Annotated in this window: 11 protein-coding genes; 7 read left to right on the top strand and 4 right to left on the bottom strand. The window is 71.9% G+C overall.

Going from position 1 to position 11,669, the window contains the following annotated elements; all coding sequences use genetic code 11:
- Both Q0444_RS09940 and coaA read right to left on the bottom strand, forming a co-directional pair.
- Positions 1–325, bottom strand: a 325-nt coding sequence (locus Q0444_RS09940) for a nuclear transport factor 2 family protein (protein WP_299023147.1), incomplete at its 3' end; no start/stop codon positions are given.
- 204 nt (positions 326–529) lie between these two features.
- Positions 530–1,462: a type I pantothenate kinase gene (coaA, locus tag Q0444_RS09945; RefSeq protein ID WP_299023148.1), complete on the bottom strand. Its 933-nt coding sequence runs from the start codon at positions 1,460–1,462 to the stop codon at positions 530–532.
- 101 nt (positions 1,463–1,563) lie between these two features.
- Here coaA and glyA point away from each other — a divergent pair, with 101 nt between their 5' ends.
- Entirely contained in the window at positions 1,564–2,868 is a 1,305-nt protein-coding gene (gene glyA, locus Q0444_RS09950; protein WP_299023149.1) for a serine hydroxymethyltransferase, read from the top strand.
- A gap of 72 nt (positions 2,869–2,940) precedes the next feature.
- Here the strand turns inward: glyA and Q0444_RS09955 are convergent, their stop codons facing one another.
- Both Q0444_RS09955 and Q0444_RS09960 read right to left on the bottom strand, forming a co-directional pair.
- Positions 2,941–3,309, bottom strand: coding sequence for a hypothetical protein (locus tag Q0444_RS09955; protein WP_299023150.1), 369 nt, complete (start codon positions 3,307–3,309; stop codon positions 2,941–2,943).
- A 15-nt stretch (positions 3,310–3,324) separates the two neighbouring features.
- Positions 3,325–3,714, bottom strand: coding sequence for a nuclear transport factor 2 family protein (locus tag Q0444_RS09960; protein WP_299023151.1), 390 nt, complete (start codon positions 3,712–3,714; stop codon positions 3,325–3,327).
- A 118-nt stretch (positions 3,715–3,832) separates the two neighbouring features.
- On the opposite strand from Q0444_RS09960, the gene Q0444_RS09965 reads away from it, so the two are divergent.
- The 6 genes from Q0444_RS09965 to Q0444_RS09990 all read left to right on the top strand — a co-directional run bounded on the left by Q0444_RS09965 (position 3,833) and on the right by Q0444_RS09990 (position 11,664).
- Complete coding sequence (locus Q0444_RS09965; RefSeq protein WP_299023152.1) at positions 3,833–4,957, top strand: acyl-CoA dehydrogenase family protein; 1,125 nt, start codon at positions 3,833–3,835, stop codon at positions 4,955–4,957.
- A gap of 2 nt (positions 4,958–4,959) precedes the next feature.
- A complete protein-coding gene (locus Q0444_RS09970) occupies positions 4,960–5,643 on the top strand; it encodes a nitroreductase family protein (RefSeq protein WP_299023153.1) in 684 nt (227 codons plus the stop codon).
- Positions 5,640–7,289 carry an MFS transporter gene (locus Q0444_RS09975; protein WP_299023154.1) on the top strand — a complete coding sequence of 550 codons (1,650 nt, stop codon included), beginning with the start codon at positions 5,640–5,642 and terminating at the stop codon, positions 7,287–7,289. Before Q0444_RS09970 ends, Q0444_RS09975 begins: the two co-directional genes overlap by 4 nt.
- A 62-nt stretch (positions 7,290–7,351) precedes the next feature.
- Positions 7,352–8,668: an FAD-dependent oxidoreductase gene (locus tag Q0444_RS09980; RefSeq protein ID WP_299023155.1), complete on the top strand. Its 1,317-nt coding sequence runs from the start codon at positions 7,352–7,354 to the stop codon at positions 8,666–8,668.
- 47 nt (positions 8,669–8,715) lie between these two features.
- Positions 8,716–10,659: an FAD-dependent oxidoreductase gene (locus Q0444_RS09985; RefSeq protein WP_299023156.1), complete on the top strand. Its 1,944-nt coding sequence runs from the start codon at positions 8,716–8,718 to the stop codon at positions 10,657–10,659.
- 30 nt (positions 10,660–10,689) lie between these two features.
- On the top strand, positions 10,690–11,664 hold the full coding sequence (locus tag Q0444_RS09990; protein ID WP_299023157.1) for an alcohol dehydrogenase catalytic domain-containing protein: 975 nt from the start codon (positions 10,690–10,692) through the stop codon (positions 11,662–11,664).
- Positions 11,665–11,669: the final 5 nt, after the last annotated feature.

Raw genomic sequence — 11,669 nt, forward strand, 5'->3', positions numbered from 1 at the left:
CCATGAAGTGCTGCGCATGCATGGCGCAGCGGGCGCTCGCTCGGTCGTCGGCGGTCTGAATCCGGAAGTTCCCCAACAGGTGCTGGCTCGCGTCAAGACCTGTCAACGCGGTGCGACAGGTGGTCACGATCTCCTCGATGCCCTCGTTGCGACCTCCGCCTCCACTGAGCGCGCCGTAATCTGCGACCGCATCAGCCATGAAGCACGTCCTCAAGCCCTCCCAGTCGCGTGCGTCAAGGCTCTCCGCGTAGCGGATGAGGACGTCCTCGATCTCTTGTCGGTCTGACATCTTGCGGACGGCGCTCTCGACATCTGTAGTGTTCACTACCGAGCCTCTCGCTAGTGCGTTGAAGGGGGCTTGAATTGAACCCACTTCGGTTCACGATAGTGACTCCGGACACATTGTCAAGGGTTGTGGCTCGGTGCCAGGTCGCGGCCCGAGGTGCGGAGACCCCTGATGGGGTCACGGTGGCGGGGGACAGGCGGTTGGACGGGATCGGCGAACGGAAAGGGCGGTGCCCTGCGGTCGTCAGATCTTGCGCAGGCGGAGCCGCTGGATGGAGTGGTCGGAGTTCTTACGCAGCACCAGCGTCGCGCGCGGCCGGGTGGGCAGGATGTTCTCCACCAGGTTGGGTCGGTTGATCGAACTCCAGATCTCGCGCGCCGCCAACCTGGCCGCCTGATCGGACAGGTCGGCGTAGTGCGCGAAGTGAGAGTTCGGATTGGAGAACGACGTGTTCCGCAGCTCGAGGAACCGCTCGACGTACCACTTCTCGATGTCCTCGATCCGCGCGTCCACGTAGAGCGAGAAGTCGAACAGGTCCGACACCATCAGGCGCGGCCCGGTCTGCAGGACGTTGAGGCCCTCGACGATGAGGATGTCGGGCCGGGTGACCTCGATGAACTCGTCGGGGACGATGTCGTACTTGGTGTGCGAGTACACCGGCGCGTGGACGACCGGGGCGCCGGACTTGACCTCGGTGACGAACCGCAGCAGCGCCCGCCGGTCGTAGGACTCGGGGTAGCCCTTGCGGTGCATGATCTGGCGCCGCTGAAGCTCCCGGTTGGGGTAGAGGAAGCCGTCGGTGGTGAGCAGATCCACGCGGGGATGCGAGTCCCACCTGGTCAGCAGCGCGCGCAGCACGCGGGCGGAGGTGGACTTGCCCACCGCGACCGACCCGGCCACGCCGATGACGAACGGCATGGGGGCGTCCACCTTCTCGCCCAGGAAGATGTTGGTGGACTGGAACAGCCGCTGCCGGGCCGTGACCTGCAGGTGGATGAGCCGGCTGAGGGGCAGGTAGATCTCCGCGATCTCGTCGAGGTCCAGGTGCTCGCCGAGGCCTCTCAGCCCCTCGAGGTCCTGCTCGGTGAGCACCATGGGCATGGCGCGCCGCAGCCGCCGCCAACTCCGGCGGTCGAACTCCACGTACGGCGTGTAGTCGCCGGCATGTCTGCTCACGGTTGCTGATTGTGTCAGGTGACGACGGGGGAGGGGTGTCCAGGTGGCTACCACTAGACTGTCGGAGACGAGTGAACGCCCACGCGCGAGGAGCTACAGCGATGACCGACCCGAACACCGACGTGTTCTCCGCCTCCCTGGCAGAGCTGGATCCCGAGGTGGCCGAGGCGATGGCCGGTGAGTTGGCGCGTCAGCGCGACACGCTGGAGATGATCGCCTCCGAGAACTTCGTGCCGCGCTCGGTGCTGCAGGCCCAGGGCTCCGTCCTGACCAACAAGTACGCGGAGGGCTACCCGGGCCGCCGGTACTACGGCGGGTGCGAGCACGTGGACGTGGTGGAGAACCTCGCGCGGGAGCGCGCCAAGGAGGTGTTCGGCGCCAAGTACGCCAACGTCCAGCCCCACGCTGGCGCCCAGGCCAACGCCGCGGTGCTCATGGCGCTGGCGGATCCGGGCTCCAAGATCATGGGACTGTCCCTGGCCCACGGCGGTCACCTGACGCACGGCATGGCGCTCAACTTCTCGGGCAAGCTCTACGAGGTCGCCGCCTACGAGGTCGACCCGGAGACCATGCAGGTCAACATGGAGACCGTCCGCGAGATGGCGCTGGCGGAGAAGCCGGACGTGATCATCGCCGGGTGGTCGGCGTACCCGCGCACGCTGGACTTCGCGGCGTTCCGGTCGATCGCCGACGAGGTGGGGGCCAGGCTCTGGGTGGACATGGCGCACTTCGCCGGCCTGGTGGCCGCGGGCCTGCACCCGAGCCCGGTGCCGCACGCCGACGTGGTCTCCACCACGGTCCACAAGACCCTGGGCGGGCCGCGCTCGGGCATGATCCTCACGAACGACCTCGAGCTGTTCAAGAAGCTCAACTCCGCCGTGTTCCCCGGCCAGCAGGGTGGGCCGCTCATGCACGCGATCGCCGCCAAGGCCACCGCCATGAAGATCGCCGGCACCGAGCAGTTCCGCGAGCGTCAGCAGCGCACCATCGAGGGCGCCAAGATCCTCGCCGAGCGGCTCACCGCCCAGGACTGCCGGGACGCCGGGGTCTCCGTGCTCACCGGCGGGACCGACGTGCACCTGGTGCTGGTCGACCTGCGCGCGTCCGAGCTCGACGGCCAGCAGGCCGAGGACCTGCTCCACGAGGTGGGCATCACGGTCAACCGCAACGCGGTGCCGTTCGACCCGCGGCCGCCGATGGTCACCTCGGGCCTGCGGATCGGCACCCCGGCCCTGGCCACCCGCGGCTTCGGTGCGGAGGAGTTCCGCGAGGTCGCGGACATCATCGGCACCGCGCTGGCCGCGGGCGGCGACGCCGACGTGGCCGCCCTGCGCGAGCGCGTGTCGGCGCTGGCCGCGGCCATGCCCCTGTACGAGGGCCTCGAGGAGTGGCGCATCCTCGGCTGAGCGAGCGTTCCCGGCACCACCGAGACGACCCCCCCGCGGCGCGCGCCGCGGGGGGGTCGTCCCGGTGGTGGATCAGTCGGTGAACCGGATCCTCGGCGTGCGGCAGATGAGCAGCCGCCGGACCAGGTCGTCCCCCGCGAGCTGCGCGCTCGCGTTGAAGCTGGCCTCGAACTCGCCGTCGCGGCGGGTCTCGCCCAGGCACAGCTCGGTGTCCCCGATGCGGGCACCGCTGAGGATGTGATGCGTGAGGACGCTCTTCTCGCGCTGCTCGAGGTAGACCTCGAGCCCGGCGCGGTCCCCGTGGAACTCGGCGGCGGTCTCGCCGCGTGAGAACTGGATGGAGAGCTGGAAGTCCTCCGTGATGTGGTCCAGGACGCGGTCGGGGTCGTCCGAGTCCATGATCTCGAACCAGGCGTGCAGCAGCGGGGTGTCGGTGGACATGCGGGGTGCTCCGTCTCAGTCGAGGGTGGGGGAGGCCAGGCCGAGTTCCGGATCGAACGCGACCTGGTAGCCGGCGATGAGCCCGTCGCGGTCGATCCGGGCGGAGGCGAGGAAGTGCCCGGTGATCTTGACCCCGTCCTCCACCACGGCGCCGTAGACGAACTCGAGCTCGCCCGTGCGGGTGGCGTGCGTGGGGACGTGGCGGCGGTCGACCGGTCCCCGGCCCTCCAGGTAGCGGCGGACGCCCTCGCGGTCGGTGCCGCGGACGGCGGAGCCAGGCAGCAGGATCGCGAAGGAGACGTCCGGGGCCAGGAGTGCGAGCCCGGAGTCGAGGTCGCCGGAGTCGACCCGGGCGTAGTACGAGACGAGGGCGGAGTCGGCGAGGGCGGAATCGTGCGGTGTCATGAATCGAACTTAGTTCAAAATGGCGTGGTACTTCAAGACCTTGCGTGATCAGCCTCACTGTGTTGTGATTGATCGAATTGAACTCAACTCAGGTTCAGTGTGGAGGAGAGGACGCCGCATGACCCAGCAGCCACGGACGGCACGACCCGAGGCCGACCCGTCCATCATCCTGCCCACCCCCGAACGCGAGGAACTGCGCGCGGTGGTCGCCCAGTTCGTGGCCCGGCACGGTCATCACGAGGCGATCCGCGAGTCGGTCGCGACCGAGCTCGGGTATTCGGACGCGAGGTGGCGCACGCTCAACGAGGAGCTGCAGGTCGCGGCGCTCGCCGTTCCCGAGGAGCTCGGTGGACACGGCTTCGGCTTCGCCGACCTGGGCGTGGTGCTCGAGGAGACCGGTGCGGCGCTGCTGCCCGAGCCGGTCCTCGCCAGCGCCGTGGTGGGCTGCCAGGCGCTGGTCCTGGCCGACGACGCCGACGCCGTGGCGGACCTCCTCGCCGGGGTCATGGACGGCACCCGGACGGTCGGGGTGGCGCTCGAGGGCGAGGTCACCCTGGTCGCGGGCGGCAGCGGACCCGTCGTGGACGGGATCGTCGAGGGCGTCCTCTGGGGTCGGTCGGTCGATCACCTCGTCGTGGTCGCGGACGCCGGCGGCGAGCGGGTGCTCGTCGTCGTGGACCTGGACAGGGCGTCCCGGTCACCGCGGGAGGTCGTCGACCTCACCCGGCGTCGCGCGGACCTCCGGCTCCAGGCGGCGCCCGCGCAGGTCGTCGTGGGGGGCGAGCGGTTCGCCGACGTGCTGGGCCGGCTGCAGTTGATCACGCGCGCGGCCCTCGCGGCCGAACACGCGGGGATCGCCGGGAGGCTTCTGGACGACACCGTCGCCTACGTCAACCAGCGCCACCAGTTCGGCCGCTCCATCGGCTCCTTCCAGGCGATCAAGCACCGCCTCGCGGACATGCTGGTCGACCGTGAGCGGGCCCGCTCCGCGGCGATGTACGCCCTCGCCGTCCTCGACGAGGACCGCGCCACCGACGTCGAGCTCGCGGTGGCGGTCGCATCGTCGGTCTGCTCGGACGCGGTGACCCGCAGCGCGTACGAGGCCATCCAGCTGCACGGCGGCATCGGCTTCACCTGGGAACACTCCGCCCACTTCTATCTGCGCCGCGCCCTCGGGGACGAGGGGGCGTTCGGCGGCGCGCGCCTGGCCCGGCGGGCCATCGCGGACCTCGTCGGGGTCTAGGGGTGACCAGCTCCGATCGCTCGGCCGTCACGGCGCCGGACCACCTCAGCGCGCACGACCTGATCACCACCACCCGGGCGGTGCGGCGGCGGCTCGATCTCGAGCGCGAGGTGGACCCCCGGCTGCTGGAGGAGTGCGTCGCCGACGCGCTCCAGGCGCCGCAGGGCTCCAACCTCATGCGCACCGAGTTCGTGATCGTGCGGGACCCGGGCCGCATCGAACGCCTCGGTCGGATCTACCGCGAGGAGTTCGACGGCTTCTACCGGGCCAGTGAGACCGGGCTGTACAACCGGGTCGACGAGGACCCCCGCCATGCGCGGCAGAGCAGGAGGACCCGGGACTCGGCCGAACACCTCGCCGTCGTCATGTCCCGGGTGCCGGTGATCGTCATCCCGTGCCTCACCCCCCGGCTGGCCGAGGGTGACGTCCTGACCGCCAAGCACCGCCTGGCGACCGTGTACCCGACGGTGTGGAACTTCATGCTCGCCGCGCGGTTGCGGGGCCTGGGCACATGTTGGACCGGGATGACCCTCGGCCGGGAGGACGAGGTCGCCGAGATCGTCGGAATCGATCCCGCCCTGGTGGAACAGGTCTGCATGATCCCGGTCGCCCATTACACGGGCACCTCCTTCCGTCCCGCGTGGCGGCCGCCGGCCGAGGAGTTCATCCACTGGGACAGCTGGTGAGGGCGGGCGCGGACCGGCCGCGGCCGCCCTCGCTCCGGGGCGAGCGGGCGTTCCGGGCGCTGCTGGGGGTCCAGCTCGCCAACGCGGTGGCCGTGTGGATCCACGTCGTCTCCGTCCAGTGGGTGCTCACCGAACGCGGCGAGTCGGCGTCCGTGATCTCGCTCGCCCCCGCCGCCATGGCGGTGCCGTTCCTCGTGCTCTCGCTCCCGGTCGGGGTGGTCGCGGGCTACGCCTCCCGCAAAAAGATGATGGCGCTGGCCACCACCACGTCCGGCCTGGCCGCACTGGCCGCGACCGTCCTGACGGTGACGGGGGCCGACGACGCGCTCCCGATGATCCTGTCCGTCGTGCTGGTCGGCACCGCCCTCGTGGTGGTGGGGGTCTCCTGGCAGTCGCTCCTGCCCGAGACGGTGGACCGCCGGGCGATCCCCACCGCCGCCCTCGTCGACGGCGCGGTGTTCAATCTCGCGCGGTCGCTCGGCCCGCTCCTGGCGGGCTTCGGCCTGGGATTCGCCGGCGCGGAGTGGGCGTTCGGGGCGGTCGCCGTCCTGTCCGTCGGCTGCGCGCTCACCCTCTGGTGGATGGAGCGGCGATCTCCGGACCGGACGGCCCCGAGGCGGGCGATCATGCCCGAGATCTCCGGGGCGGTGAGGTTCGTGGCCAACTCCCCGTGGACCACGCGTCTGCTGTTCCAGCTCTTCCTCTTCGGCATCCCGTCCAGCGCGCTCTGGGCGCTCATCTCCCTGGCGGTGCACGACCGGCTGGGGATGGGCGCGGACGGGTTCGGGGCCCTCATGGCGCTGATCGGCGCCGGTGCGGTCGTGGCGGTGGTGGGGTTCGGCGGGATTCGCCGACGCCTTAGGGTGACCGTGTTCGCGGCGTGTGGCGCGTTCGTCTACGCCGCGGCCCTGGCGGTCCTGGCGCTCTCGACCTCGGCGGCCGTGGTCGCGGTCGCCATGCTCCTGGCCGGCGCGGCGTGGGTGAGCGTGCAGAGCACCTGGATGTCGATGGGGCACCAGTTCTTCCCCGACTGGGTCCGGCCGCGACTCATCGCGTTCATCCTCCTGATGTTCCAGGGGACCCAGGCGGTCGGCTCGCTCCTGTGGGGGGTCGTGTCCGACTTCGCGGGTCTCCAGGCCGCGCTGCTGGTGGCCGCTGGGTTGATGCTGCTCAGCTGCGCGTCACTGCTGTTCGTCGGCCTCGGGGCCGAATCGGGGATCGAGCCCGTCCTGGTCTCCGGTCCAGGCGGGCCGGTGAGCGGGTCGGGGCCGGACGCCGTGGCGGAGGTGGCCGGTGACGTGGGGACCGGCCCCGTGCTCATCCGGTATGAGTACCGCGTGCCGGAGGGCCGGCGGCAGGAGTTCAGGACGGCGATCCGCCGCCTGCGCAGTTCCCGCCTCCGGCTCGGTGGCCGCGACTGGCGGCTGGAGAACCCCGCGGGGGAACCCGACCTGTTCATCGAGACCTACCGGGTGGACAGCGTCGAGGAGTTCGGCGAACAGGAACGGGACAGGCTCACCGTCCCGGAGACCCTGCTGCGTCGACGGGTGGCGTCCCTGGCCGGCTCCGTCACGGGTCCGAGGGTGGCCGCCGACGGCGCGGAGGTCTCGCGCCGGGCGCGGCGCAGGATCCCGAAAAATAGGTGAACTGACTTCAAGTAGGGTGTAAGGTGGGGTGCGTCACAGCAGCCGAACCCTCAGGAGCCCCAGTGGAGAACGACCTCGATCTTCTGGTCATCGGAGCCGGCATGGCCGGGCTGACCGCCGCCGCCCGCGCCGCCGATCGCGGGGCCCGCGTGGCCGTCGTGGAGAAGGACACCGAGATCGGCGGGTCCGCGCGGTTCGCGGGGTACGCCTGGACCGCACCCACCCGGCAGATCATGGCGGAGATCAACCCCCACGGGGAGGAGTCCCTGCGCAACGCCGTGGTGGACGACTTCGCCGCCGGCCTGGACTGGATCCGGGGTCGCGGAGTGGAGTGCGCCGACGGCGTCCCGGTCCTGCGGTACGGCATCGGACACGCCTTCGACACCAACCAGTACCTCGACGCCTGCGCGCGCGAGATCAAGGCGGCCGGCAACACCGTCCACACCGGGGCGCACGTGCAGGGGCTTCTCACCGAGGACGGCGCCGTGATCGGTGCCACCGTCCGCTTCCCCGACGGCGGGACCCGCAACGTGCGGGCGCGCACCGTCCTGCTGGCCACCGGCGGATTCCAGGCCAACGCGGAGCTGGTCGAGAGGCACCTGCACCCCCTCGCCTCGGGTTTCCCGCTCCGGTCCAACCCGAACAGCGACGGTGGCGGACTGGCGCTGGCGGAGTCGGTCGACGCCGCGATCGGCTTCCCCGACGCGGGCTTCTACGGTCACCTCATCCCGGCGGGGATCCCGTTCCGCGACTCGGCGGACTTCGTCGGGATCTCCCTCTACTACTCCGAGCACGCGCTGCTGTTCAACCTCCACGGCGAGCGCTTCGTCGACGAGACCCAGGGCGACCACCTCACCGCGATGGCGCTCATGGAGCAGCCCGAGGCCCGCGGGCTGCTGGTGGCGGACGAGCGGGTGTACCGCGACTGGATCTGCGGCTCCTACGTCGAGGGTGCGGTCGCGATCGACAAGTACACCGAGGCGTCCAGGCGCGGCGGCCGGTGCGGACTCGCCGAGACGCTCGAGGAGTTCGAGTACCTCCCCGAGGAGTGGGGCTACGACGGCGCCGCGATCGCCGAGGGGATCCGCCAGGTCAACGCGGCGGGTCAGAAGGTCGTCCCGCCGCGGGAGTACGATTTCACCCCGCTCGATCGCGGGCCGTACTACATCATCGAGACCTCCCCGGCCGTGACGTTCCCGCTGGTGGGGATCCGGATCTCGGCCGACACGTCCGTCCTGCGCGCCGACGGCACGGCGATCCCCGGCCTGCTCGCCGCGGGCTCGGACACCGGCGGGGTCTACCGCCGGGCCTACGCCGGCGGACTGGCCCCGGCGCTGGTGTTCGGCCTGCGGGCAGGCGACGCCGCCTCCGGCGGCTGAGCCCGCCCCGTCGTCCCCGACCCCGCCGACCACACGAAGAGGCCCCCGTGACCACCGAGTTCCCCCACGCGTTCTCCCCCTTCTCGCTCGGCCCGCTCACCCTGCGGAACCGTCTGGTCGCTCTCCCGGCGGGGACGAGCATGGCGACGGACGGCGTCCCGACGCACGGCGACCAGGAGCACTTCGAGCGGCTCGCCGCCGGCGGGGTGGGGCTCATCGTGGGCGGGGCGACCGTCGTCCACCCCTCGACCACGCTCCGGTCCCGCAAGCTCGTCGAGGCGTACATCGACGAGGTGGTCCCCGCGCTGACCGAGAAGGCGGCGGCGGTCCACCGGCACGGCGCCAAGATCATCGGTCAGCTGTGCCACCTGGGTAGGGAGTTCATCGGCGGCGAATCCGACTCCCCGCCCACCGCGCCCTCCCCACTCAAGACCGCGCGCGACGCCTACCCGCCGCACGAGTTGTCGGTCGAGGAGATCGCCGACATCGTCGAGGGCTGGCGGGTGTCCGCGGCCAACCTCGCCCGGGCGGGGTACGACGGCGCCGAGATCCACGCCGCGCACGGCTACCTGCCGGCCCAGTTCATGTCGGAGCTGACCAACCTGCGGACCGACGCCTACGGCGGACCCTTCGCCGCCCGCATGCGTTTCCTCGACGAGGTGGTGGCGGCCATGCGGGAGGCGATGCCCGAGGGCATGGTCCTGGGCGTGCGGCTCAGCGGCGAGGAGGAGATCCCCGGCGGGATGGGGATCGAGGACTGCGTCCGGATCGCGCGTCACCTGGCCGCCTCCGGCGCGATCGACTACTTCAGCATCACCCACGGCACCCGCGGCAAGTACGTCAAGGACGCCACGCACCCGGACGCGGTCGCGGTCGACTCGGCCGCCCGGGTCCGCGCCGAGACCGGCCTCCCGGTGCTCGTGGGGCAGCGCATCCGCGACGCCGCCACCGCCGACCACATCGTCAAGAGCGGCAAGGCCGATCTGGTGGGCATGGCCCGGGCCCTGCTGGCCGACCCGGAGCTGCCGAACAAATCGGCCGAGGGGCGGCTGGGCGAGGTCCGCGGCTGCCTGGGGATCAACCAGGACTGCCGCGCCTTCGATCCGCACCTGCACTGCGCGGTCAACGCCGAGATCGGCCGCGGCCGGCTCCCGGGCGTCGGGGTCCGCGCGGACACGATCAAGGACGTCTACGTGATCGGCGGCGGGCCCGCCGGGCTGGAGGCCGCGCGCGTCGCCGCCGGCCGGGGTCACCGGGTGACCGTGTTCGAGGCCGCGGCCGAGCTGGGCGGTGCGGTCCGCGTGGCCGCGCGGTCCCCCCACCGGGCCACGATCATCGACGTCGTCGACTACCTCTCCGGGGAGATGCGTCGCCTCGGGGTGGACGTCAACCTGGGAGCGGAGATCGGGCGGGACGATCTGGCCGAGCTCGTCGACGCGGCCGACCACGTCGTCGTCGCCACCGGCTCCCGCCCCGACCCGGTGCGGGGGAGCGGGCGCGGACCCGCCGTCGTCACCGTCGACGACGTCCTCACCGGGCGCGTCCCCGACGCGCCGGGGCGCGCCGTGGTCTACGACGAGAGCGACGGCTTCTGGCCCGCCTCCGGCGCCGCGGGGGCGCTGGGGGCGCGCGGGTGGGACCCCAGGGGGGTGCCCCCCCTCCCCGCCCTGGCCTCGGGGCTCCCCGCCGAGAGCGTGGGGCCGCTGCTCGGCCGGTTGGGCTCCGCGGGCGCGCGGTTCCACGTGGCCACGGGGCTGGCGTTGCCCCTGTCCGACGACGACGAGGTGGGCGGCCTCCAGCCCGTGTTCGGCGGCGAGGCGACCGCCCTGGACGCGGACCTCGTGGTGTGGCACCGGCCCCGCGCGGCGGTCGACGGGTTGGCCAGGGCGCTCGGGCGCCGCGACGACGTCAGCGTGATCGGGGACTGCCTGGCCCCGCGCCGGATCAGCCACGCGATCGCCGAGGGCTACCGGGTCGGTGCGGAGATCTGACCGCGGCGCGGTCGGCGAGACGAGACGAGGATGACCATGATCAAAGGCTCTACGCCCGCAGAGATGCAGGCATGGCAGTGGACGGGGACGGGACGCCCGCTGACCCTGGCGACCGTCCCGGTGCCGGCCCCCGGCCCGGGGGAGGTGCTCCTGAGGGTCCGCGCGGCCGGGATGTGCCACTCGGACGTCGGGGAGCTCGACGAGCCCTCGTGGGCGGAGAACATCCACCGGTGCCCCATCACGCTGGGGCACGAGATCGCCGGCGAGGTCGTCTCGCTCGGCACCGGGGTCACCGGGGTGTCGGTGGGAGACCGCTGCGGCGTGCACCCGCTCGGGGTGACGGTGCCCGGGTACGGCCGCGACGGGGGCTACGCCGCGTTCCACGTGGCGCCGGCCGCCGACCTGGTCCCGCTGCCCGACGGGCTGTCCTACGAGCTGGGGGCGCTGGGGACCGATGCGGGGATGACCTCGCACCACGGTGTCGCCGTGGTGGCGGGGGTCGGGGCCGGCGACCGGGTGGGGATCATCGGCCTCGGTGGGCTGGGCCAGATCGGCGCGAGGATCGCGGTGCTCCTGGGCGCCGAGGTGCACGCGGCCGATCCCAGCCCCGACGCGCGCCGGCTGGGCGAGGGGCTCGGCGTCACGAGGGTGGTCGCCGACGCCGCGGAACTGGCCGGCGCGGACCTGGACTCCGTGATCGACTTCGCCGGATTCGCCGCCACCGCGCAGGCGGCCGTCCGCGCGATCCGGGTGGGCGGGACCGTGGTGATGATCGGGATGGGGGCCCACACCACGGAGCTCGTCACCGCGGACGTCATCCACGCCAAGGCGATCATCCGGGGCTCCTCCGGGGGCACCAAGGCCGACATCGAGGCCGTCTACCGCTACCTGGACGCCGGGCGGATCGTCCCGGTCGTCGAACACCTGACCTTCGACCGGGTGGCCGAGGGCATCGACAGGCTCCGCGAGGGTCGGGTCACCGGCCGCCTCGTGGTGACCATGTGATCCCC

It is taken from the genome of uncultured Dietzia sp. (assembly GCF_937873725.1).
Taxonomy (GTDB): Bacteria; Actinomycetota; Actinomycetes; order Mycobacteriales; family Mycobacteriaceae; genus Dietzia.

Coding starts and splice junctions, on each gene's coding strand:
- glyA (WP_299023149.1), top strand. CDS start 1,564: ATGACCGACCCGAACACCGACGTGTTCTCCGCCTCCCTGGCAGAGCTG.
- Q0444_RS09955 (WP_299023150.1), bottom strand. CDS start 3,309: ATGTCCACCGACACCCCGCTGCTGCACGCCTGGTTCGAGATCATGGAC.
- Q0444_RS09960 (WP_299023151.1), bottom strand. CDS start 3,714: ATGACACCGCACGATTCCGCCCTCGCCGACTCCGCCCTCGTCTCGTAC.
- Q0444_RS09965 (WP_299023152.1), top strand. CDS start 3,833: ATGACCCAGCAGCCACGGACGGCACGACCCGAGGCCGACCCGTCCATC.
- Q0444_RS09990 (WP_299023157.1), top strand. CDS start 10,690: ATGACCATGATCAAAGGCTCTACGCCCGCAGAGATGCAGGCATGGCAG.